Source organism: Rhodoferax sp. U11-2br, from assembly GCF_018619435.1.
GTDB lineage: Bacteria > Pseudomonadota > Gammaproteobacteria > Burkholderiales > Burkholderiaceae_C > Rhodoferax.
The window spans coordinates 1-23610 of the sequence record NZ_JAHFZF010000025.1 but is presented as its reverse complement, the minus strand read 5'-3'; the positions used below and the strand labels follow the sequence as shown (position 1 = coordinate 23610).

22 protein-coding genes are annotated in these 23610 nt (G+C 63.0%); 10 read left to right on the top strand and 12 right to left on the bottom strand.

The features are described from left to right. Nucleotides 1–1284: a lysophospholipid transporter LplT gene (lplT, locus tag KKO72_RS15265; RefSeq protein WP_214940312.1), complete on the bottom strand. Its 1284-nt coding sequence runs from the start codon at nucleotides 1282–1284 to the stop codon at nucleotides 1–3. 129 nt (nucleotides 1285–1413) lie between these two features. Here lplT and alr point away from each other — a divergent pair, with 129 nt between their 5' ends. Further along, the gene (gene alr / locus KKO72_RS15260; protein WP_214940309.1) at nucleotides 1414–2556 is read left to right on the top strand and encodes an alanine racemase; all 1143 of its coding nucleotides are present in this window, start codon (nucleotides 1414–1416) and stop codon (nucleotides 2554–2556) included. After that, entirely contained in the window at nucleotides 2556–3767 is a 1212-nt protein-coding gene (locus tag KKO72_RS15255; protein WP_214940305.1) for an HD-GYP domain-containing protein, read from the top strand. The genes alr and KKO72_RS15255 overlap by 1 nt, the downstream gene beginning before the upstream one ends. 11 nt (nucleotides 3768–3778) lie before the next feature. Here KKO72_RS15255 and KKO72_RS15250 read toward each other — a convergent pair whose 3' ends face one another. The 5 genes from KKO72_RS15250 to KKO72_RS15230 form a co-directional block, all read right to left on the bottom strand. Further along, on the bottom strand, nucleotides 3779–6406 hold the full coding sequence (locus KKO72_RS15250) for a cation-translocating P-type ATPase (RefSeq protein ID WP_214940302.1): 2628 nt from the start codon (nucleotides 6404–6406) through the stop codon (nucleotides 3779–3781). Nucleotides 6407–6569: 163 nt separating this feature from the next. Further along, nucleotides 6570–6923, bottom strand: a complete 354-nt coding sequence (locus KKO72_RS15245; protein ID WP_251140694.1) for a hypothetical protein — start codon at nucleotides 6921–6923, stop codon at nucleotides 6570–6572. Continuing rightward, nucleotides 6923–8425, bottom strand: coding sequence for a Do family serine endopeptidase (locus KKO72_RS15240; protein WP_214940299.1), 1503 nt, complete (start codon nucleotides 8423–8425; stop codon nucleotides 6923–6925). Before KKO72_RS15240 ends, KKO72_RS15245 begins: the two co-directional genes overlap by 1 nt. 83 nt (nucleotides 8426–8508) lie before the next feature. Next, entirely contained in the window at nucleotides 8509–9867 is a 1359-nt protein-coding gene (locus KKO72_RS15235; protein ID WP_214940279.1) for an ATP-binding protein, read from the bottom strand. Continuing rightward, a complete protein-coding gene (locus KKO72_RS15230) occupies nucleotides 9864–10529 on the bottom strand; it encodes a response regulator (RefSeq protein ID WP_214940275.1) in 666 nt (221 codons plus the stop codon). Before KKO72_RS15230 ends, KKO72_RS15235 begins: the two co-directional genes overlap by 4 nt. 196 nt (nucleotides 10530–10725) lie before the next feature. On the opposite strand from KKO72_RS15230, the gene radA reads away from it, so the two are divergent. Next, a complete protein-coding gene (gene radA, locus KKO72_RS15225) occupies nucleotides 10726–12108 on the top strand; it encodes a DNA repair protein RadA (RefSeq protein WP_214940272.1) in 1383 nt (460 codons plus the stop codon). On the opposite strand, the gene KKO72_RS15220 is transcribed toward radA, so the two are convergent. Together KKO72_RS15220 and KKO72_RS15215 are read right to left on the bottom strand one after the other, a co-directional pair. Continuing rightward, the gene (locus KKO72_RS15220) at nucleotides 12102–12626 is read right to left on the bottom strand and encodes an OmpH family outer membrane protein (RefSeq protein ID WP_214940253.1); all 525 of its coding nucleotides are present in this window, start codon (nucleotides 12624–12626) and stop codon (nucleotides 12102–12104) included. The two genes, radA and KKO72_RS15220, sit on opposite strands and share 7 nt — an antisense overlap. 89 nt (nucleotides 12627–12715) lie before the next feature. After that, nucleotides 12716–13330, bottom strand: coding sequence for a glycine zipper 2TM domain-containing protein (locus KKO72_RS15215; RefSeq protein ID WP_214940250.1), 615 nt, complete (start codon nucleotides 13328–13330; stop codon nucleotides 12716–12718). A 185-nt stretch (nucleotides 13331–13515) separates the two neighbouring features. Between KKO72_RS15215 and KKO72_RS15210 the strand changes: the two genes are divergently transcribed. From KKO72_RS15210 to waaF, 3 genes are all read left to right on the top strand, one after another. Further along, nucleotides 13516–14454, top strand: coding sequence for a branched-chain amino acid transaminase (locus KKO72_RS15210; RefSeq protein ID WP_078366938.1), 939 nt, complete (start codon nucleotides 13516–13518; stop codon nucleotides 14452–14454). Nucleotides 14455–14459: 5 nt separating this feature from the next. Next, nucleotides 14460–14663: a zinc-finger domain-containing protein gene (locus tag KKO72_RS15205; RefSeq protein WP_214940235.1), complete on the top strand. Its 204-nt coding sequence runs from the start codon at nucleotides 14460–14462 to the stop codon at nucleotides 14661–14663. An 89-nt stretch (nucleotides 14664–14752) separates the two neighbouring features. Further along, nucleotides 14753–15784: a lipopolysaccharide heptosyltransferase II gene (waaF, locus tag KKO72_RS15200; RefSeq protein WP_214940231.1), complete on the top strand. Its 1032-nt coding sequence runs from the start codon at nucleotides 14753–14755 to the stop codon at nucleotides 15782–15784. A gap of 310 nt (nucleotides 15785–16094) precedes the next feature. Here waaF and KKO72_RS15195 read toward each other — a convergent pair whose 3' ends face one another. From KKO72_RS15195 to KKO72_RS15185, 3 genes are all read right to left on the bottom strand, one after another. Further along, on the bottom strand, nucleotides 16095–17432 hold the full coding sequence (locus KKO72_RS15195) for a cell wall metabolism sensor histidine kinase WalK (protein ID WP_214940229.1): 1338 nt from the start codon (nucleotides 17430–17432) through the stop codon (nucleotides 16095–16097). Then, complete coding sequence (locus KKO72_RS15190) at nucleotides 17432–18139, bottom strand: response regulator (protein WP_214940226.1); 708 nt, start codon at nucleotides 18137–18139, stop codon at nucleotides 17432–17434. Before KKO72_RS15190 ends, KKO72_RS15195 begins: the two co-directional genes overlap by 1 nt. Before the next feature lie 102 nt (nucleotides 18140–18241). Beyond that, nucleotides 18242–19582 (bottom strand): MFS transporter, encoded by a 1341-nt coding sequence (locus tag KKO72_RS15185; protein WP_214940223.1) that lies wholly within the window; start codon nucleotides 19580–19582, stop codon nucleotides 18242–18244. Between the two features lie 61 nt (nucleotides 19583–19643). Between KKO72_RS15185 and KKO72_RS15180 the strand changes: the two genes are divergently transcribed. From KKO72_RS15180 to amrS, 4 genes are read left to right on the top strand one after another with little or no spacing between them, the layout of a single operon-like run. Beyond that, nucleotides 19644–20834, top strand: coding sequence for an MFS transporter (locus KKO72_RS15180; protein ID WP_251140693.1), 1191 nt, complete (start codon nucleotides 19644–19646; stop codon nucleotides 20832–20834). Between the two features lie 55 nt (nucleotides 20835–20889). Then, a complete protein-coding gene (amrB, locus tag KKO72_RS15175; protein ID WP_214940220.1) occupies nucleotides 20890–21702 on the top strand; it encodes an AmmeMemoRadiSam system protein B in 813 nt (270 codons plus the stop codon). Next, nucleotides 21692–22282: an AmmeMemoRadiSam system protein A gene (gene amrA / locus KKO72_RS15170; RefSeq protein WP_214940216.1), complete on the top strand. Its 591-nt coding sequence runs from the start codon at nucleotides 21692–21694 to the stop codon at nucleotides 22280–22282. Before amrB ends, amrA begins: the two co-directional genes overlap by 11 nt. Then, a complete protein-coding gene (gene amrS, locus KKO72_RS15165; RefSeq protein ID WP_214940213.1) occupies nucleotides 22282–23358 on the top strand; it encodes an AmmeMemoRadiSam system radical SAM enzyme in 1077 nt (358 codons plus the stop codon). The genes amrA and amrS overlap by 1 nt, the downstream gene beginning before the upstream one ends. A gap of 36 nt (nucleotides 23359–23394) precedes the next feature. On the opposite strand, the gene KKO72_RS15160 is transcribed toward amrS, so the two are convergent. Beyond that, a partial coding sequence (locus tag KKO72_RS15160; RefSeq protein WP_214940210.1) for a hypothetical protein occupies nucleotides 23395–23610 on the bottom strand: 216 nt, incomplete at its 5' end.

The window sequence follows — 23610 nt, the reverse complement described above, 5'->3', positions numbered from 1 at the left end:
TCACCCGTGGGCTTTGTCGTTTCTGGCTATCGCGAGAAGCCGCTCCACCTCAGTCGCATGGTCGCGGCAGTTGCGGGCATGCCAGCGTTTGATCAGCCACATGAAACCGGCAATCACCAGGCCAAACAAAGTGATCGCGCCAAAGGTCGGCAGCCCCAGCCCGGTGGACAGGCTGTAGAGTGCACCCAGCACCAGAATACAGGCCTGTTCGTTGAAGTTTTGCACCGCAATCGAGCGACCCGCACCCATCAGGTTGTGGCCCCGGTGCTGCAGCAGCGCGTTCATCGGCACCACCAAAAAGCCACCCAGCGCGCCCAGCAGAATCAAAAACGGCGCAGCCACCCAGACATTGGTGATGAAGATCAACATGATGATCAGCAGCCCCATGCCAATGCCCAGCGTGATCACACGCGGGCCGTCTTCAAGCCGCATGCGCATCGAGGCCACCACCGCGCCCACCGCCATGCCAATCGCCACCACCCCTTGCAGGGCCGAGGCCTGGGTCACACCGTAGCCCAGCGCGGCAGCCGCCCAGGCCAGCACAATAAACCGCAGATTGCCCGCCACACCCCAGATCAGGGTGGTGGCGGCCAGCGAGATCTGGCCCAGCTTGTCGCGCCACAGACGGGCATTACACGACCAGAAATCGGGCAGCAGCGAGCTCATTTTTTTGGGCAGCGGGCGCATCAGCACCCCGGTCTGCGGGATGCGGGTGTTGAACCAGGCCGCCAGCAGGTAGACAAAAATCAGCACCGCAATAGCCGCCTCGGCCCGGGTGTTGATGCCCAGGTAAGCAATGGGAAACTTGATCGCCAGAATCTTGTCGGCAATCAGGGGCGCCACCAGTTGGCCACCCAGCAACACCCCCAGGATGATCGAGCCGATGGTCAGGCCCTCGATCCAGCCATTGGCCTTGACCAGTTGGGAGGCCGGCAGCAGCTCGGTCAGGATGCCGTATTTGGCGGGTGAATACGCCGCAGCACCCAGACCGACCACCGCATAAGCCATCAGCGGGTGGGTGCCAAACAGCATGAACAGGCAGCCCGCAACCTTGATGAAGTTGCTGATCAGCATGACCCGGCCCTTGGGCATGGAGTCGGCCAGAGCGCCCACAAACGGCGCGAGCACCACATAAAACAGCGCAAACATCGGCACCAAAGCCGCTTGCTGCCATTGGGGAGAGTGGCTGGAGCGCAGCAATTGCACGGCAGCCACAAACAAGGCGTTGTCGGCCAGCGAGCTAAAAAACTGCGCCGCCATGATGGTGTAAAAACCGCGTTTCATCAGGGAAAAGACATGCCTGGCTTGCAGGCTCCAATCGAGGTAAGTTGTCTCCGAACAGGCCGGAGTTATAGCACGGTAGAGCGGTGTCAAAATCTGGCCTGTCGCTATTGTCCCCAAGCCCCCTCTGCCATGCCACGCCCCATCCTCGCCACCATCCATCCTGCTGCACTGCAGCACAACCTGGCGCGTGCCCGCCGCGCCGCGCCCGACGCCAAAGCCTGGGCGGTGGTCAAAGCCAACGCCTACGGCCATGGCATCGAACGCGCTTATGAGGGCCTGCGCAGTGCCGACGGTTTTGCCCTGCTCGACCTGGAGGAGGCCCAGCGTGTGCGTGCCCTGGGCTGGCGCGGCCCGATCCTGCTGCTCGAAGGTGTGTTCGAAGCGCGTGACCTGGAGCTGTGTTCACGCCTGGACCTGTGGCATGCGGTGCATTGCGACGAACAGATCGACATGCTGGCGGCGCACAAGACCAATGTGCCACACCGGGTGTTCCTCAAAATGAACTCGGGCATGAACCGCCTGGGCTTCACGCCCGAGCGTTTTCGTTCGGCCTGGAGCCGCCTGAACGCCCTGACGCAGGTGGACGAGATCTCGTTCATGACCCACTTCAGCGACGCCGATGGCCCGCGTGGCATCGCACATCAGATCCGGGTGTTCAACCAGGTCACGCGTGATTTGCCGGGCGAACGCTCGGTGAGCAACAGCGCGGCCACCCTGCGCCACACCCGCCCCGACGACGAAACCACCCCAGGCAACGACGAGGCCCTGGCCTCGGACTGGATCCGGCCCGGCATCGTGCTGTACGGCAGCGCACCCGACTTTCCTGAGCACAACATCACCGACTGGGATTTGTTGCCGACCATGACGCTGTCCTCAAAGATCATAGCTACTCAGTCAATAGATACGGGGGATAGCGTCGGATATGGCTCCAAGTTTGTGGCAGAACGCCCAATCGTTGTGGGCGTAGTGGCCTGCGGTTATGCCGACGGTTACCCGCGCATCTGCCCGACCGGCACACCGGTGCTGGTGGCCGGTGTGCGCACCCGCACACTCGGGCGCGTCAGCATGGACATGCTCGCGGTGGACCTCACGCCGCTGGTGGCGGCAGGCCAGGCGGTTGGGTTTGGCACCGAGGTCACGCTGTGGGGCCGCGCCAGCAACGGGGCGGTGCTCAGCATTGACGAGGTGGCCCAACACGCGGGCACCCTGGGCTACGAGCTGATGTGTGCACTGGCGCCACGGGTGCCGGTGCAAGTCCAGGTCCAGGACTGATGTCCAGCTATCGGCCAGTGCCGCTGGAGCGGGTGCAGCTGGGCAAACCGCTGCCGGTGGACATCTGGAGCCCGAGCGGGCGGCTGTTGCTGCGCCGCCAGCAGGTCTTGCAGTCCGAGGCGCACCGCGAGATGCTGCGCAGCCACCAGGCCTGCATGACCGAAACCGACGCTCAGGCCTGGCAAAAGAGCCTGGAGCGCCAGATGCGGGCCTTCTACAACGAGGGCGCCGACATGTTACTGATTGCCCAACTGCCGCTACCCTGGGTGATTGAGGAAGAAGATTTTTTGTCCGGCCACGAGCTCAACGGCGGCTGGATGGATGTGCAGGACGTGTTGCGCGGCCTTCTTTACCAGGGTGAGCTGGCGGTTTGCCCGCTGCCCCGGCTACAGGCGCTGGAAGACCGGGCGCTGGCCTTGCTGACCCAGGACCCCGACGAGGGCCTGTTTGTGCTGTTCCAGGCGCTGCCCGAGCTGCAGCTGGGTTACTGCGCCAGCCATGCGCTGCTGACCGGTGTGGTGGCGGTGCTCACCGCCGACAAGCTGGCGCTGCCGCTGGCGGCACGTTTCACGCTGCTGCGCGCTGCGCTGGTGATGAACATCGGCATGGCGCGCCTGCAGGACACGCTGACGCATCAGAAAACCAGCCCGACCCCGGCACAACGGCAAGACATCAACCAGCACGCGGGCCTGAGTGTGAGCATGTTGAGCGCGCTGGGTGTCAAGGACAGCAGCCTGCTGAACCTGGTGCGCTGGCACCACACGCCGGACCTGCTGACGGATGACACCAACGCGCTGATGCTGGTGCGCCTGCTGCATCTGGCCGACACGCTGACCGCCAAAATGGCGCCGCGCCGGGTGCGCCAAGCCATGTTGCCTCTGGACGCCACCAAAATTTTGGTCAAAAACAGCTCACCCGACACCACTTTGCTGCGCCACGCCATGGCGGCGGCGCTGGGCTTTTACCCACCCGGCAGTTATGTGCAGCTGGCTACCGGCGAGACGGCGGTGGTGATCGCCCGTGGCAGCAAGGCCAACAGCCCGCATGTGGCCAGCATCATCAATGCGGCGGGCATGCCGGTCAGCGCCTATGCTTACCGCAATACCAGCCAAGCTGGGCAAGCCGTGAAAGCACCGGTGGCCGCCCACACGGTGCAGGTCAAGGTCAACCTGGACAAGGTACAGCGCCTGCGCGAGTTGCACGGGGTTTAGCAGCCAGGGCCTCAGCCTCCTCCGGCTGCTGCACGGAAGCGACCGGCAGTTTTGACCGCCTCAAACACCCCCACCAGCAGGCCACCCAGCCCCAGCGCGACGGCCAGCCAGGGCAGCGGCAACACATCAAACATGAACAGGCCAGCCAGCCAGGGCAGGTACAGCGCCAGCGCCATCAGGGCCAGTGCAGCCGCACACACCCACCACAAGCTGCGGTTCGGCACCCGCAAACGCGTCAGCAATGAGCCGCTGCGAGAGCGGTTGACCAGGATCAGCGCCAGGTTACCCGCCACAAGAGTGGCAAAAGCAAAGGCCCGCGCCGCACCTTCCCCCAAATGGGCCATGCCCCACCAGGTGGCCAGCAACACCACAGCCAGCGCCCCCAGACCCTGCAACAGCGCCCACAACAGCGTTAAACCACCAAACAAGGGTGTCGTCACATCGCGAGGCGGGCGCTGCATCAGGTCGGGCTCGGGCGGTTCGTTCTCAAACACCATCGAGCAGGCCGGGTCAATCACCAGCTCCAGAAACGCAATGTGTAAAGGGAACAACACCGTGGGCCAGCCCAGCAGCACCGGCAGCAGCGCCATGCCGGCAATCGGCACATGCACTGCCAGGATGTAACACATGGACTTGCGCAGGTTGTCAAAAATGCGCCGCCCCAGACGCACCGCCTGCACCAGCCCGGCAAAGTTGTCGTCCAGCAGCACAATCGACGACGCCTCACGCGCAACGTCGGTGCCGCGCTCGCCCATGGCCACACCCACGTGGGCGGCTTTCAGCGCGGGCGCGTCGTTGACGCCGTCGCCAGTCATCGCCACCACTTCACCGCTGGCCTTGAGCGCTTGCACAATGCGCAGCTTTTGCGTGGGAGCAATGCGAGCGCAAACGCTGACGTTGCGCATGCGCTGCTGCAAAGCAGCATCATCCAGTTGCGCCAAGACATCCCCGGTTAACAACCAGTTTGGGGTAGCCTCGGCCACCGCAGGCGCCGGCAGGCCCGCTGCCAACGCAATGGCCTGGGCGGTGGCCGGGTAGTCACCGGTGATCATCACGACCCGGATGCCGGCACCGCGCGCCTGCGCCACCGCCTCGGGAATCTCCGGGCGCAACGGGTCAGCCAGGCCCAGCAGACCGACAAATTCGAAAGCGAAGTCATGCTCGATGGCTGGCCAGTCCATGCCCTCAAAACGGGACCGTGCCACACCCAGCACCCGCAGGCCCTGCGCCGCCATCACTTCCACCGCGGCCGCCACGCGTGCCTGGGCGGCGCTGTCCATGTGGCACAAGTCCACAATCGCCTCGGGCGCACCCTTGGCGGCCACCACATTGGCCTGGCCTTCGACCGCCTTCCAGACGTGCGACATGGCGCGCAACTCGGGCGTCAGGCCGTAGTGCTGCATCAGGGTCCAGTCGCGGTGCAGGTGTTCGGTGTCTTTTAAAAAATGCTGGCCCAGGCGGTGAAAGGCCTTCTCCATCGGGTCAAACGGGTCACTCATGCTGGCCAGGATCGAGTACTCCACCAGCGTGTGAAAGGCCTCCGGCAGCTCGGTGGTGCGGGCGTAGTCCACGCCTAGGCTCTCCCCTTGGATCACCCCCCCCGCAGGTCCGGTGGCCGCCTCGGCATACAGCTGGGCCACGGTCATGCGGTTTTCGGTCAGGGTGCCAGTTTTGTCGACACACAACACACTGGTGGCGCCGAGGGTCTCGATCGCGGCAATACGTCGGGTCAGCACCTTGTGTTTGGACAAACGCCAGGCGCCCAGCGCCGGGATCACCGTGAGCACCACGCTGAACTCCTGCGGCAACAGCGCCATGGCCAGCGCAATACCCGCCAGCAGCGCACCCAGCCAGTCCCCCTTGAGCAAGCCATAGGCCAGCACGAGGCACAAGCTGGCCACCACCGCGATCAGCGCCAGTGTTTTGACCAGTTGCGCGGTTTGCAAGCGAAGTGGTGAGGCCTCACTTGTGAGGCTCTCCAGGGCGCTGCCAATGTGACCAATCTCGCTGCGTGCGCCAGTGGCGGTGACCCGCGCCCGGCCATGGCCACGCACCAACAAGCTGCCAGAAAACAGCTGCGAGGACGGTGTTGCTGGCAACACACCTGCGTCCACCGCCGCCTGCTTGTCCACCGGCAAAGGCTCACCGGTGAGCAGCGACTCATCGACCTGTACCTCCTCGCCCTGAACCAGCAAGGCGTCGGCGGCGATGCGGTCACCTTCGGCCAGGATCAGCAGGTCGCCCTGCACCACCTCACGCCCGGCAACACGGCGCGGTTCACCGTCGCGCAGCACCAGCGCACGCGGGCTGGTCAAATCACGCAGGCTGGCCAGCGCGTGTTCGGTCTTGCCTTCCTGGTACAGGGTCAGCGCCAGCACCACAAGCACCAAACCCAACAGGATCAGCCCTTCCTGCAAGTCACCGAGCACCAGGTACAAGACAGCGGCACCCAGCAACAGGGCAAACATCGGGTCGGAGAGGGTCTCACGCACAATGGCCCACAGGCCACGCGGTTGGTCGGTCGGCAGGCTGTTGGGGCCGTCCTGCTGCAAACGCTCTGCCGCCTGCGCGGCACTCAGACCGGACGCTGCCAGCGTGTCATCCAGCGGTGGCGCACCTAGCGTATGTTTATCAGTCATTTTGGCTCCTAGCCCTTATAAATATTGGCCTAGTAGCTATCAAAAATACAAGATGCCCACCCGGTCATCCCGGCAACAGCAGGTCGCTACAGCCCCTCTGTCCACGCACCCATTATTGGACAAAAGTGGCGTGCCAAGTGGGCTGTAGCGCACCGACAGACACTCAGCGGATGGTAAAGGCGAGGCTCAGCGCCACCACCACCAACACACCCAGACCGGCCAGAAACACCACGTCAGCCCAGCGCTCATAACGCCGCCCACCCACCTGGGCCCGCATGGCGGCAAACGACAAAAAGGCGCTGGCCAGGAAAATCAGTGCATCCACCGCCAGCGCCTTGTCGATCAGCATGTGCCAGCTGGCGCCCGCACCCACGCGCCCGATGGACAGCACTGTCATACACACCCCAATCATCGTGGCCGAGGTGGGCAGAATGTGGGCCGACAAACCCGCCGCCTCGGGTGCGGCGGGCTCTGCCGCGCCACATGGGCGCGGTGTCAATGAAGACCGGTACAACATCAGCCCAGCCGCACCGGCACAAAGATCCGGCTGCCGTCACGCGCAATCAGCAGGGCCACCGACTTGTTCGACTTGGCCACCTGGCTGCGCACCTGCTCCAGGCTTTGCACCGGCGCACCATTCACCGCCAGCAACACATCACCGGCCTGGACACCGGCCAATGCTGCGGGACCGGTGGTGTCTTCCACCAACAAACCAGCCGCAACACCGGCCGCGCGTTTTTCCTGCGGTGTCAGGGCACGCAAGGCCAGGCCCAGACGGCCTTGACCGGCAGCGCCGGGCGCCGCAGCCACGTTCTCTGCCTTGTCACTGGCGTCGCTCACTTTGGCACTGAGGTGTTCGGGCTTGCCCTGGCGCCAGATGTCGAGCTCCAGCTTGTCACCGGGTGCGGCTGCGCCAATCAGCGCAGGCAAGTCGCTGGAAGCCACAATCGGCTGGCCATTGACCTTGAGGATCACGTCACCACTTTGCAAACCCGCTTTGTCAGCGGGCCCACCGGCGTCGACACTCGACACCAACGCACCCTCGGGGCGAGCCAGGTGGAACGAGTCGGCCAGCGCCTGGTTGACCTCCTGAATGGCCACCCCCAAACGCGCATGGCTGGCATGGCCGGTGGCCACAATCTGGTCCTTGATCTTGCTGGCCAGCTCGATCGGGATGGCAAACGACAGGCCCTGGTAACCGCCGGACTGGCTGTAGATCTGCGAGTTGATGCCCACCACCTCACCCCTGGTGTTGAACAGCGGCCCGCCCGAGTTGCCCGGGTTCACCGCCACATCGGTCTGGATGAAGGGCACCAGGCTGTCATCAGGCAGGGAGCGACCCTTGGCACTGACCACCCCGGCGGTGACACTGTTTTCAAAACCAAACGGCGAACCAATCGCCAGCACCCATTCCCCCACCTTGAGGTCCTTGGCCTGGCCCAGCGGCACGGTGGGCAGGTTGTGGGCGTCGATCTTGATCACCGCCACATCGGTCTTGGGGTCGGAGCCAAGCACCTTGGCGGCAAACTCGCGCCGGTCGGTCAGTTTGACCATGACCTCGGTCGCATCACGCACCACATGGGCGTTGGTCATGATCAGGCCATCGGCGCTGACGATAAAACCCGAGCCCTCACCACGTGTGGGTGTGGGGGAGGCATCGGGCCCGGCCAAACCACCGGGGCCCTGAAAGCGGCGGAAAAATTCATAAAACGGGTCGTCCGGGTCAAGACCCGGAAAACCACGCTGGCGCACCGCTCCGCCGCCGCCCTGGTTGGACACCTTTTTCAGAGAGGTGACGGTGATGTTGACCACCGCCGGGCCATGCTGCTGCGCAATCTGTGAGAAGTCTGGCAGGCTCATCGAGGCGTTGGGCACAGCGGTTGACACGGCGGGCGCAGAAGACACCAGCGAGGCGGCCTGGGCATGGGTCAGGCTGAAGGTGGTGACAGCAGCGCCACCCAGAACACCCCCGAGCACCAAGGACAACACCACACGGCTGGCAACAAACGGTTTTTTCATAGCGGTTTCTCCACACTTTGTTGAACACCCGTTCAGTGTGTGAACCCCTGCTTAGAGCGGGCTTAAAACCGCTTAAACCGGGCTTAAGAGGCTTGGGTCAACCCGTTGGGTGCCAGGGGCAACACCGGAGTGGGCCATTCAACCCTGACCCGCAAACCACCCAGCGGCTCGGAGGCGTCGAGTGTGATTTGTGCATGCTGGGCATCGGCGATGGTTTTGACAATGGCCAGCCCCAGGCCGCTGCCACCCACCTCGGAACCGGCCACGCGGTAAAAACGGTCCAGCACCCTGCTGCGGTCGGCGGGCGCAATCCCCGGACCGCTGTCATGCACCTCCAGCCAGGGTCGACCGTCCTCGCTCAACACCGTCACCAGGATGCGGCCGGTGGTCGGGGTGTATTTGATGGCGTTGTCGACCAGGTTGCGCACCAGGATCTGCAGGGCATCCACCTGGCCCAACACCCAGACTGGGGTGCTGATCTGGGTATCGATGCTGATCTGTTTGGCCTGGGCCGGGAAGACCTGTTCTTCCAACACGGTTTTCACCATGGTGCCCAGATCCACCGTGGTGCTCTGAGCCTGCGTGCCGGACTGCTGGCGTGCCAGCACCAGAAGTTGCTCGATGAGCCGGCTGGCACGGTCAATGCCGGCGTTGAGCCGGTTGATCGCGATGTCGTGGCTGCGCTCGTCTGCCGCGCGGCGCAACATCTGCACCTGTAACTTGAGCGCGGCCAGCGGGGTGCGCAACTCGTGCGCCGCATCGGCGACAAAGTTTTTCTGTGCCTCAAACGCCTGCGTGACCCGGCCAAACAAGAGGTTGAGCTCGTGCACCAGCGGACGGATTTCGTCAGGCAACTGATCTTCGGCGAGCTCCCCGAGTTCATCGGCCTCACGGGCCGCTACCTGCTGGCGCACCCGTGTCACCGGGGCCAAGGACGAACTCACAACCCACCAGACCAGCAGCATCAGCAGCGGCACCAGCGCCACGGTGGGCAACACGGTGCGTAACGCCAGCTTGGCCGCCATGGCCTGGCGCACCTGTTCATCCTGCGCCACCTGGATCACCTGCGAGCCGGTGTCAAAGGAGTACAGCCGGTAGGTGGTGCCACGCGCCTGGATGGTGGAGTAACCCAGCACCGCACGCTGGGGCAGGGTCGCGTGGGTGGTGGACTGAAACAGGCTCAGCCCGTCAGAGGTCCAGACCTGGATCAAAAAATCATACTGATCACCACTGCCGTCGCTGGGCACCAGTTGCCCCCCCTCGGGCATGCCGGGGCTGAGCGACAAAGCCATTTGCCGCATCTGGATGTCAAACAATGCGTCGGCCTCGGCCAGCGCGGCACGGTAGGCCACAGCCGCCTGGAGCAAGGCCGTGGCCACCACCGCCACCAACAACAACCATAACAACCGGGCCCGCAGAGAATGGGTATGTGGCAGCTTCACGGCGCACCCTTGGGCATCATGTAGCCGACGCCCCGCACGTTCTGGATCAGCTCGGCCCCCAGTTTTTTGCGCAGCCCGTGGATGTACACCTCGACCGCATTGCTGCTGACCTCGTCGCGCCAGCTGTAGAGTTTGTCTTCGAGTTGTTTGCGCGAGAGCACCATACCCGGGCGCGCCAGCAACAGCTCCAGCACCGACCATTCACGCGCCGACAGCGACACGGCCTGCCCGCGCACCCACACCTCCCGGGTGGCGGGGTCGATGCTGACACCCAGGTGTTCATACACCGGCTCGGCACGCCCGGCGGCCCGGCGCAGCAGCGCCCGGATGCGCGCCAGCAGTTCATCGAATTCGTAGGGTTTGATGATGTAGTCGTCAGCACCTTTGTCCAGCCCGGCCACACGCTGGTTTAACGCGTCGCGAGCGGTCGCGATCAACACCGGCACCCGGTCCTTGCGTGCACGCAGGTGCTCCAGCACCGTGAGGCCATCCAGCTTGGGCAAACCCAGGTCCAGCAGCAGCAGGTCATAACCGTGCTCGCGCAACACCTCATCGGCGTGGGCGCCGTCCTTGACCCAGTCGACCGCGTAACCTTCGGCGCGCAGCAGGTCCAGCACGGCCTCACCAATCATCACATCGTCTTCAACCAGAAGTAATCGCATGGGTTTGAGAAAAGCAGAACCACCATTCTGCCAAGCCCGTCCATCTGACGGGCGCTTGGCACGGTCACACCCGAGTGTGTCTCCCCCGGATGCTGCCAGCCCCGGCTTAGATCAAACTTAAACCCAGGCCAGCGACGCCACCGGGCGACCACAACGACGCCTAAAAATCTGGTGATTTATACAGTAATATCCCGACATGGCCAAAGACAAAACCGTTTTCGTGTGTTCAGAATGTGGTGGCATCAGCCCCAAATGGCTGGGCAAATGCCCGCATTGCCACGCCTGGAACACCCTGGTGGAGTCCACCCCCGAGAGCAGCGCACCCACCAAAAACCGCTTCGCCTCGCTGGCCAAAACGGCTGAACTGGCAATCCTGGGTGACATCGACGCGGTGGACATGGCGCGTATCCCCACCGGCCACGACGAACTGGACCGGGTGCTGGGGGGTGGCATGGTCGAAGGCGGCGTGGTGCTGATCGGTGGCGACCCCGGCATTGGCAAATCGACCCTGCTGCTTCAGGCGCTCGACTCGCTGCAGCGCAGCGGTCAAAACACGCTTTATGTCACCGGGGAAGAAAGTGGCGCCCAGGTGGCCTTACGCGCCCGGCGCCTGGGGCTCGACGGCTCACAGGTGCGGGTGCTGGCCGAGATCGGGCTGGAGAAAATCCTGGCCACGCTGGAATCGACCCGGCCCGACATCGCAGTGATCGACTCGATCCAAACGGTGTACTCCGAACAACTCACCTCGGCGCCGGGTTCCGTGGCCCAGGTGCGGGAATGTGCTGCGCACCTGACGCGCGCCGCCAAGGCCAGCGGTGTCTGCATCGTTCTGGTCGGCCACGTCACCAAAGAAGGCGCCCTGGCCGGGCCACGGGTGCTGGAGCACATGGTGGACACCGTGCTGTATTTCGAGGGCGACACGCATTCGAGCTTCCGGCTGGTACGCGCGATCAAAAACCGCTTTGGTGCGGTCAACGAGATTGGTGTGTTTGCCATGACAGAGAAAGGCCTCAAAGGGGTCAGCAACCCGAGCGCCATCTTTTTGAGCCAGCATGCCGAACCGGTGCCGGGCAGTTGTGTCATGGTCACGCTCGAAGGCACCCGGCCGATGCTGGTGGAGATTCAGGCGCTGGTCGACAGCGGTGGCCCAAGCCCACGGCGCCTGAGTGTCGGGCTGGACAAGGACCGGCTCGCGATGCTGCTGGCGGTATTGCACCGTCACGCCGGTGTGGCGTGTATGGACCAGGATGTGTTCGTCAACGCCGTTGGGGGCGTCAGGATCTCGGAGCCCGCAGCAGATCTGGCGGTATTGCTATCCATTACCTCAAGCCTGCGTGGCAAACCGCTGCCCAAGGGCTTTTTTGCGTTTGGTGAGGTGGGTTTGGCGGGAGAAGTGCGCCCGGCACCGCGCGGTCAGGAAAGGCTCAAAGAGGCCGCCAAACTGGGCTTCAGTGTGGCGGTGGTGCCCAAGGCCAACCTGCCCAAAAACCTCCAGTCCAAAGACTTTGAGGGCCTGACGATCCACGCGGTGGAGCGGGTCGAACAGGCCATGGCGGTTGTCAGGGACCTGGCTTATTGAGCGCCTGCGGTCTCCAGCAGCTTGATCACCCGGTCGGTCACATCGTTTTTCGGGTCGACAAAAATCGCACTTTGCAGGACAAAGTCCAACTTTTCGGTGGCTGCGATCTGCTTGATGATCTTGTTGGTGCTGGCGACGAGTTTTTGCAACTCTTCGTTCTTGCGTTTGTTCAGATCTTCCTGAAAGCTGCGCTGGGTGCTCTGCAGGTCACGCTCCTGCTCCAGCAACTTCTTTTGTTGTTCAAGACGCTGTGCTTCGGCCAGCACCGGCGCATCGGTCTGGAACTTGGTCACAGCAGCCTTGAATGCCGCATCCTTGGCGGCGCCATCTTTCTGGCGTGTTGAGAACTCTTTTTCCAGCTTGCCCATGCTGGCCTTGGCGGGGCTGGACTCCTTCAACACCCGCTCCATGTTGACAAATGCAATGCGCCCGGCCGAGAAGTCGGCAGCCTGGGCCAGCCCCACCCCCATGGCACACACACAGCCGAGCAGCAGGCTGGAGCCCCAGCGGCGAAACATACGGGATGAGTCAAGAAGTGAAGGGCTGCGTTGGGTCATGATGTGTGGAGATGAAGTGATTGGAAAACTGGGATTGTGCGACGAAAGTCTCACTGGCGAACCAAGGTATTGCCCGATTTCTTGACGGCATCACCCACTTTGAAGCCTGGGTCCTGCGCAAAGTCAAATTTGGCACTGCCACCCTGGGTGTAACTCACACTGACTTGCCAGACCTGGGTGGTGTTGATGTGCTCCTGGATTTTTTTGCCCGCATAAGCTCCACCGGCGGCACCCGCCACGGTGGCCAGGTCTTTGCCAAAGCCGCCCCCGACCTGACGCCCCAGCACCGCACCCGCCACGCCACCGGCGATCAGGCCAACGGCATTGCTGTCACCTTCTTTCTCCACCACTTGCACAGCGGTCACGCGGGCGCATTCGGCGCAGCTGGCCACCGCGGGTTGGGTGCTGTAGGTGCCCTTGGCACGCAGGCTGGCCAAGGCCTTGTCATATTCCGACTGGGCATCACGACGGCACTGCAGACGCGCCTGGGACGAGGACTCGTCGGCGCAGAGCTTTTTGTCGGCTTCAAAACGTGCCTTGGCCGCCTTCGGGCTGTCCACTGCCGCGGGCGCCGACGACCAGTTGGTTTGTGCAACGGCAAGACCGCCGGCCAGGGCCAGCAAAGCGCCTGTCAAAAAATAGACAAAACGGACTGGGTGTGACATGAGAAGCTCCAGATCAGAAGGGTGGCAAGCCACCGGGTAAACAACGAGCATACTCCGAACCGCCCACTTTGCCAGTTCAGACTTGTGAGCAAATGTCAGCGTGGCGCCGCTGCAAGGGCTCAGAACAGCCCCTTAAAATGGTCGATTTGACCTTCAGCGGTGCGCTGACTTTTAAGGAATACACCATGAGTCCCCTTCCCCCCTCGATGTCTGACCGCGACGGCAAAATCTGGATGGACGGTCAGATGGTCGACTGGCGTGACGCCAAGATCCATGTGCTGACCCACACCCTGCATTACGGCTGCGGCGCATTTGAAGGGGTGCGGGCTTACAACACGGTCAACGGCCCGGCGATCTTCCGGCTGGCAGAACACACTGAGCGCCTGTTCAACAGCGCCAAGATCCTGCGCATGAAGATCCCGTTCACCCCGGAGCAGGTCAACGAAGCCCAGTGCGCCGTGATCCGCGAGAACAAACTGGAGTCCGGTTACCTGCGCCCGCTGACCTGGATCGGTGACAAAAAACTCGGCGTCTCGCCCAAAGGCAACACCATCCACCTGATGGTCGCGGCCTGGCCCTGGGGCGCCTATTTGGGTGAAGAAGGCATGAAACGTGGCATCCGCGTCAAGATCTCTAGCTACACCCGCCACCACGTCAACATCACCATGACCCAGGCCAAGGCGGTCAGCAACTACACCAACTCGATCCTGGCCAATATGGAAGCCACCGACGACGGCTACGACGAAGCCATGCTGCTCGATGCCAGCGGTTTTGTCTCGGAAGGTGCGGGCGAAAACCTGTTCATCGTCAAGGGCGGCGTGGTGTACACCCCCGACCTGTCGGCCGGTGCCCTGAACGGCATCACCCGCAACACCATCCTGCACATCTGCAAGGACCTGGGCCTGGAGGTGGTGCAAAAACGCATCACCCGCGACGAGGTCTACATCAGCGACGAAGCCTTCTTCACCGGCACCGCTGCCGAAGTCACTCCGATCCGCGAAGTAGACCGCCTGGAAATTGGTTGTGGCAGCCGCGGCCCGATCACCGAGAAAATCCAGAGCGCGTTTTTTGACATCGTCAACGGACGTAACCCCAAATACGCCCACTGGCTCACGAAAGTCTGATCACCATGAGCAAACCTGTTGTCGAACTCCTGGGCAAAGACCTCAACCATGCAGGCGGGGTCTACTGCCCCAGCCCGCTGGCCGACATGAAGCAGTGGGACACCCACCCCAAGGTGTACTTGGACGTGGCACGCACTGGCCAGGCCAAGTGCCCGTACTGCGGCACGGTCTACCAGCTCAAGCCTGGCGAACACTTCCACGGCCATTAAATGTCACTCAACGTGGCAGGTGCCACCCACTTGGCACCTGAGCGGGCAAGGGGTCAGCTGGCGTGTGAATTGAAGCTACTGAGCACACCATGAAACCGTCTTCGTCCCCGGCCAAACGCGCCCTGGTCATTGCTCCCCAATGGATTGGTGACGCGGTCATGACCGAGCCGCTGCTGCGCCGCCTGCAGGCGCGTGGTGAGCGCCTGACCGTGGGCGCCCTGCCCTGGGTGGCACCGGTGTACCGGGCCATGCCGCAGGTGACCGAGGTGATCGAGTTCCCGTTTGCCCACGGGGGTCTGCAGCTGCGTGAGCGGCGGCGACTGGCCAAACAGATGGATGGCCAGTTTGATGTGGCCTACATCTGCCCCAACTCATTAAAAAGTGCGTTGCTGCCCTTTCTGGCGGGTATCCCTGAGCGCGTGGGTTACCTCGGTGAGGCGCGTGTGGGCCTGCTCACACACCTCATGAAAAACCCGGCCAAGGGCCAGCGCCCGCCGATGGTGGCGTTTTACTCGGCACTCAGCGGTGAGGGTGATGTGGCCAGCGACCAACCCCGGTTACATCTGGATACCACCGAGGCCGATGTCTGCTTGTCTGCGTTGGGTCTGCAACGCAGCGGCTATTACGTGATGGCGCCTGGTGCTGAATACGGCCCGGCCAAACGCTGGCCAACCCGCCACTTTGCAGAGCTGGCACGCCAGCTCCAAAAGCCGGTGGTGTTGCTGGGCTCAGGCAAAGAAGCGGACCTGTGCACCGAGATCACGCAGGCCTGCCAGGGCGCCGATGGCAGCAGCCAGGCCACGATCCTGAACCTGGCGGGCAAAACCTCGCTGGCCCAGGCGCTGTGCCTGATCAGCGCCACCCAGGGCCTGATCAGCAATGACTCGGGCCTGATGCATGTGGGTGCCGGGTTCGGTGTGCCGCAGGTGGCGATTTTTGGCTCCAGCAGCCCTTTGCACACCCCCCCGCTCAATGCGGCGGCGCATGTCTTGTGGCTCAAGAATGACCCTGCGTACCAACCACCGCTGGACTGTGCACCGTGTTTTGAGCGTGTCTGCCCGCTAGGCCACACCCGCTGCCTGAACGACATCAACGCCGCGCAGGCACTTGCTTTTTTATAGCTATCGGCCCTTATTTAAAAAGGGCCAGAGGCCATTTTGATGCCAATCCGGCAGATCAGCCTGGGTGACAGCGGCCGCGTTGGGACAAAAAAAAGCCACCCGAAGGTGGCTTGTAAAGTTCCCCCGAGAGGGAACGTCGTTGGAAACCTTGCAAACTCGAAAACACCAAACGATCTTTCCAAGAGTTTTGCTTCAAGACTGTGACAGCAGCTGGATGAACTTTACAGACTTGATACAGTCTTGGATATCCCCCATTTGGGGGATATTGCGAGTTTTTTTGCAGAAAAATCGACTTTTTTGCAAGCAAACGTCAGTTTTTGGCGACTTGCAAGGGCAATTCGATGACAAAACAGGCGCCACCCTCGAGTCGACCTTCGCAAAACACGCGGCCACCGTGGCGCTCGGCGATGGATTTCACCAGCGCCAGACCCAGGCCCACACCACCGTCACGCTCGGTGGCACCGGGCAGGCGGTAAAAGGGCTCAAAAATGCGTTCACGCAGCTCAGGCGGCACGCCCGGTCCCTGGTCACACACCCGGATCTGCGCCAGGGTGCTGGTCTGCAACAGGCTCAGACTGACCTCACCTGCGGCATGGCGGCGTGCGTTCTCCAGCAGGTTGCGCACCGCACGCCGCAGTAGCTTGGCCACGCCCTGCACCGGCAACTCCTGAAATGCCGGGCCACCACCGTCTGCGGCATCCTTCTCGGGCAACAGCAGCTCAGCATTGACACGAGCACACTCCTCGGCCGACAGACCCACAAGATCCACCGACTCGACCGTACCCATGTCACTTTGGCGGGCATCGAGTCGGCTGGCCAGCAAAATTTCCTCAATCAGCTGGTCCAGCTCATTGATGTTGCGGGCAATTTCACTCTTGAAGGCAGCAGACGCGCTGGGGCCCAGCAGCTCCAGCCCCATGCGTATGCGCGTCAGCGGCGAGCGCAGCTCATGCGAGGCATTGGCCAGCAGCGATTTCTGCGAGGCCAGCAAGGCTTCATGCGACTTCACCAGGGTTTCGACCCGCTCGGCAGCCTGGTTAAAACGTTTGGCCAGAAAGGCCACCTCATCCGAACCCGTCTCAGGCACACGGGTGGACAGGTTGCCCTCGCCCCACTGCTGGACCCCGTCTTGCAGGCGCTCGAGCCGACGGGTCAAGGTGCGCACAATCGGATACGTGGCCAGCGCCACCGCAATGCCCACCCAGACCAGCATCCAGGCAAAACCAAAGGGCGGACGGCTCCAGACCGAGGGTGGTGCGCGGCGCAGGCGCATATGCATGGTTTGCCCGTCATGCATACGCACCACAAACTCCGGTGGCGCCGGGTGGTCCGGCTCTGCCGCCACACCGGCTGCGGCACCTGGTTCGGGCTCTGGCTCATCCTCGACAGCAGCCTGGGGCACCGATGCCGAACGGGCCGGCCCCTCTTGCCGCTGTCTGTGATACGCGCTGCGCTCGGTCACATCCAGACCGTCTGGTACATGGCGCGGACGGCCTCGGCCAATGATCTGGCCCGCCTCGTTTTGCACCACCAGATCCCGCATCGGTGGGTCGGCAGTCATGCGCCAGATCCAACCCACCAGCAAGATCAGCACAGCCACGGCCAGCACCACCGCGAGCCAGATGCGAACGTAGAGTTTCTGGAACATCAATCTTGCTGCCGGGCAAAGACGTAACCCACACCACGCACCGTCAGGATACGTTTGGGGTCTTTGGCGTCGAGCTCAATGGCGGCGCGGATGCGGCCCATGTGCACGTCGATCGAACGGTCAAACGCATCAAGCTCGCGCCCGCGCACCGCCTCCATGATCTGGTCGCGGGTCAACACCCGGCCCGCACGCTCGGCCAGGGCCACCAGCAGGTCAAACTGGTAGGAGGTCAACTCGCAGGGCTGGCCGCTGACACTGACCACACGGGCGTCGCGGTCAATTTCCAGAGAGCCAAAACGCAGCACGCTGGTGGCCACCGGCTGGGCCCCTTCGACATGGCGGCGCAACACCGCGCGGATACGGGCCAGCAGTTCGCGCGGTTCAAAGGGCTTGGGCAGGTAGTCGTCGGCGCCCATTTCCAGGCCAATGATGCGGTCCATCGGGTCGCCCTTGGCGGTGAGCATCAGCACCGGTGTGGCGGCCAGGGCGCCGGGCAGCGCACGGATGCGGCGGCACACCTCCAGGCCATCCATGTCAGGCAGCATCAGGTCCAGGATCACCAGATGCGGCGGCTTGCCTTGCAGCGCCGTCAAGCCGCTTTGGCCATCTCCCGCATGGGCCACGGTGTAGCCGGACTGGCCCAGGTATTCACAGACCATGTTGGCCAGGCGGGCATCGTCTTCAATCATCAAAAGCTGTTGGTTCATCATGGCAGTCTAGTCAGCCAGCGCTTCGCAGGCTTGAAGTGTTCGTAAAGATAGGTAAACACGCCGACACAAAAATAATCAAAATAGATATCTGCCGACCCTTTATTCATGGGGGCTAGAGGCCACTTTTAACCTTGACGCCAGCCACACCAGCAGCAGCACAGGCACACCCAGCAAAGCGGTGGCGACAAAAAAACTGGGGTATCCAAAACTGTCCACATACCGCCCCGAATACCCCGCCAGGAACTTCGGCAGCAAGAGCATCATGGAGCTGAACAGCGCGTACTGGGTGGCCGAATACGCCACATTGGTCAGACTCGACAGGTAGGCAATGAACGCTGCCGACGCCATGCCACCGGCCAGGTTGTCGGCCGAAATCACCACAATCAGCCAGCTCAGGTCGTGCCCGAGGGTGCTCAGATAAGCAAACAACAGGTTGCTGGCCGCACTGAGCACCGCGCCCAGCATCAGCACCCGCATCACCCCCAGCCGCATGGACAAGACACCACCAACAAACGCGCCCACCAGCGTCATGATCACACCAAACACTTTGGTCACCGCCGCCACCTCGTCCTTGCTGTAACCCATGTCCACATAAAACGGGTTGGCCATGATGCCCATCACCACGTCGCTGATGCGGTAGGTGGCGATCAGCGCCAGGATCAGCGCCGCCTGCCAGCCAAAACGGCTCAAAAAGTCGGCAAACGGCGCCACCAGCGCGCCGTGCAGCCACTCGGTCAGGTTTTTGCTGGGCGGCAACACACGGCGCAGGGGTTCGTCCGACAGCAGCACCGTCAACACCCCCAGCAACATGCTGGCCGCCATCACCAGATAAGCGGTCTGCCAGGCACCATGCTGGTAGCCCAGCACACCGTCAGGCTGGGCCCGTGCCGCCACCCACAAGACACCGGCACCGGCCCAGATCATGGCCAGGCGGTAACCGGTCTGGTAGGACGCCGCGAGCGCTGCTTGCCGGTTAACGTCGGCTGACTCGATGCGAAACGCGTCCAAAGCAATGTCCTGCGTGGCCGAGCCAAAAGCCACCGCCAGCGCCCCCCACACCACTGGCGCCAGCGCCACCTGCGGGTCGTTGAAACTCATGGCCACCAGCCCGATCAGGATGGCCAGTTGCGACAGCAGCAACCAACTGCGCCTGCGCCCCAGCCAACGCGTCAGCAGCGGGATCGGCAACCGATCCACCAGCGGCGCCCAGACCCATTTGAAGGCATAGGCCAGGCCCACCCAGCTCAGGTAACCGATGGTGGTGCGGTCAATGCCCGCCTCACGCAGCCAGAAACTTAAAGTGCCCAACACCAGCAGCAGCGGCAGACCCGCCGAAAAGCCCAGCAGCAGCATACGCAGCGAGGCCGGTTCCAGATACACCTTCAGGGTGGCCAGCCAGCCCACAGGCTTGGGTGTGGCGCTTGAGTCGTTCAAAGTCATCGCGGCATGATAGCGGGGCGACAACAGCACCCTATGCACCTCGGGTGTCTAAAATTTCCGCATGTCACTTCACCCACTGCGCCTGTATTTCCTTGGTGACGGTCAACAGGTCGCGCAGCCCATCGTCTGGCTGATCGGTTTTTTTGCCTTCCTGAACGTTTATGCCATCCAGGCCGTGCTGCCGATGGTGATGAGCGACTTTGCCGCCTCACCGCTGCAAGCCGGCCTGACCGTGGGCGCCACGGTGCTGGCCGTGGGGCTGATCTCACCCTTCATCGGCATGCTCTCAGACGCCCTGGGGCGCCGCAATGTGATCTGTGTCTCGCTGTTTGCGTTGACGCTGCCTACCGCGCTGATCCCGCTGACACACAGCCTGAACGCTCTGATTGGCTTGCGCTTCTTGCAGGGGCTGGCGATCCCCGGCATTGTGGTGGTGCTGATTGCCTACATTGGCGAAGAGTTTCGCGGTGGTGGTTTGGCACGCATGATGTCGATTTATGTCGGCGGCACGGTGATGGGTGGCTTTTGTGGGCGTTTTATCACCGGGCACGCCGGGCATTGGCTGGGCTGGCGCGGCGCCTTTGTGGTGCTGGCCGCCATGACCTTGTTGGGTGCGCTGCTGGTGTGGTGGCGTCTGCCTGCCTCGCGCCACTTTGTGCCCAACCGTCAGGTCAAGGGCGCGTTCACCACCCTGTGGCGGCATCTGCATAACCAGCGACTGATGGCCTCTTGCGCCGTCGGATTCTGTGTGTTGTTCTCGCTGGTGGGCACCTTCACCTACGTCAACCTGCATCTGGCGGCGGCACCGTTTCACCTGTCGTCGGCCGGGCTGGCCAATGTGTTTGCGGTCTATCTGGTGGGTGTGCTGGTGACTCCAATGACCAGCCGCCATCTGGAGCGCCTGGGGTTCATGAAAGCGCTGTTGTGGGCCTTGGCCACCTCCGCCAGCGGTTTGCTGATGACGCTGGTGCCAACGCTGCCGGTGATTGTGATCGGCTTGGCGGTGTGTTCCAGCGGTGTCTTTTTGTGCCAGTCAGCCACCATCAGCACCCTGGCCAAAACCGTGACCGAGGGGCGCTCGCTGGCCACTGGCCTCTACTACATGAGTTATTACGCGGGCGGGGCGGTCGGCACCTGGGGTGCGGGTCTGGCCTATGAAGCCTGGGGCTGGAGCGGCTCGGTGCTGACCATCGCGGCCGTCCAGGCGTTGGCCGCCGTGATTGTGCTGGGGGTGTGGCGCAAAGCCACTTGATATCCGGCCAGATGGCCTGATCTGTGAGGACAGTCCTTGCACTGGGAGTGCGTTCATGAACTCGGTCCGTCAGCCCGCCGTCGCAGGCAGTTTCTACCCCGGCCAAGCCGCCGCCTTGGCGCATGAGGTCAGCACCTTGCTAGCAGAGGTACCCTCCCACATCGGATCAGCTGGCCCGGTGCCCAAAGCCCTCATCGTGCCACACGCGGGCTACATCTACTCCGGCGCAACCGCTGCGCTGGCCTACGCCCGGCTGGCGCCCGCACGGCACAGCATCAGACGTGTGGTTCTGCTTGGTCCGGCGCATCGGGTACCGGTACGCGGCCTGGCGCTGCCCGATGACGACGCCCTGGCCACCCCGCTCGGTCAGGTGGAGATGGATCGGGCGGCGGTGGCGCAACTCGCGCAGCTGCCCCAAGTGGTGGTTAGTCGCTCAGTCCACGCCCACGAACACGCCCTGGAAGTGCAGCTGCCCTTTTTGCAAACCGTGCTGGATGACTTCCAGCTGGTGCCCCTGGTGGTGGGCCATGCCGGCGCCGAGGATGTTGCCGAGGTTCTGGAACTGTTGTGGGGTGGGCCGGAAACCTTGCTGGTTGTCAGCTCCGATTTGTCCCATTTTTTGCCCTATCGCGCCGCGCAACAGGCCGACAGCCAGACCATGCAGGCCATCCTGCGTCTGGATGGCCCCTTGAGCCAACAGCAAGCCTGCGGCGGCACATCCATCAACGGCCTGCTGCTGGCGGCCCGGCACCATGGCCTGCAGCCCCGTTTGCTCGGGATGTGCAACTCGGGAGATACCGCAGGCGACATGGCGCGTGTGGTGGGGTATGCGGCCGTGGCGTTCATGGAGGTGGACCATGCAAACTGAACCCGCACCGTGCGGCTGTTCCGAGGCCCTGGGAGACAGCCTGCTGCACCTGGCCCGCGCCAGCATCTCCACCGCCCTGGGCCAACCGGTCGACGCCGTTGACGATGTCGCCGGGCTGCTCGACCCAGGCGCCTGCTTTGTCACGCTGACCCAGCACGGGCAGTTGCGCGGCTGTGTCGGTTCATTACAGGCGCGACGCAGCCTGCGGGCCGATGTGCAGGCCAATGCGGTGGCTGCCGCCCTGCAAGACACCCGCTTCGCACCCTTGAGCCTGGCCGAACTGGCGCACACGGACATCGAGGTCTCGTTGTTGTCACCGATGCAAGCCATGCAGTGTGCAGATGAGGTCGATGCGTTGGCCCAGTTGCGACCGGGCGTGGACGGGGTGGTGTTTGCGTTTGGCCCCCACCGCAGCACCTTTTTGCCGCAGGTCTGGGCGCAGTTGCCGCAGGCCCGCGACTTCATGGCACAGCTCAAACGCAAGGCCGGTCTGCCTGCCAACTTCTGGGATACCGGTGTGCGCCTGCAACGCTACACGGTCCAGTCCTGGCATGAGCCGTCACGCCACAGGAGGGACTGATGTCCAGCCCCAGCTACCCGGCACGGTACTGGCACACCCTGCCCGACGGGCGCCTGCAGTGCGACCTGTGCCCGCGCGACTGCAAGCTGCACGAGGGCCAGCGCGGGGCCTGTTTTGTCCGCCAACGCGAGGGGGACCAGATGGTCCTGAGCACCTACGGGCGCTCATCGGGCTTTTGCATCGACCCGATCGAGAAAAAGCCGCTGAACCACTTTTACCCGGGTAGCAGCGTGTTGTCGTTTGGCACGGCTGGCTGCAACCTGGCCTGCAAGTTCTGCCAGAACTGGGACATCAGCAAATCACGCAACATGGACCGGCTGATGGACCCCGCCTCGCCCGAGGCCATCGCCAGCGCCGCTGTTCAGCACGGCTTCAAAAGTGTGGCCTTCACCTACAACGACCCGGTGATTTTTGCGGAATACGCGATGGATGTGGCCGATGCCTGCCATGCGGCCGGGGTGCAAACCGTGGCGGTGACCGCAGGCTACATGCACGAGCAGCCGCGCCGCGACTTTTACGCCATGATCGATGCGGCCAATGTTGACCTGAAGGCGTTCAGCGACGACTTTTACATCCAGCTCACCGGCTCACACCTGCAACCGGTGCTCGACACACTCCTCTATTTGAAGCATGAAACCCAGGTATGGCTTGAGATAACCACACTTTTGATACCTGGCCACAATGACTCGGACGAAGAACTGGCCGCGCTGTCGGCTTGGGTGTTGCAGGAACTGGGGCCGGACGTGCCGCTGCATTTTTCAGCCTTCCACCCTGACCACAAGATGCGTCACGTGCCGGCCACACCACCCGCCGCCCTGGTGCGGGCTCGCCACATTGCGCTCAACACCGGTTTGCACCATGTCTATACCGGCAATGTGCACCATGTCGAGGGCGACACCACGTTTTGTCAGGCTTGCCAGGCGCCGCTGATCGTGCGCGACTGGTACCAGATCAAGTCTTACCGGCTCAGACCCGATGGACGCTGCCCCGACTGTGGTGCGCCCCTGGCCGGGCGCTTTGATGCGGCATGTGGTGATTTTGGACGGCAGCGCATTCCCATCACCATCGGGCGCTGAAAACGCCCCCCAGGCGCCGTCTGGCGACGCCTTGACTCACACCTTGGCGGGCTTGAGGGCTGCGCTGTTTTTGCGCAAACCCAGTGCCAACAACAACATGCCCGCCATCAGCACAGCCACCACTTCATAAGCCACACTGAAGCCCTCTGCCCCCTGGCCACTGAAGTCGGCCAGAGCCCCAATCGCGGCGGCAGACAACAAGGTGCCGATACTGGTGCAGATGTTGATCAGACCCTGCGCGGTGCCCCGAAA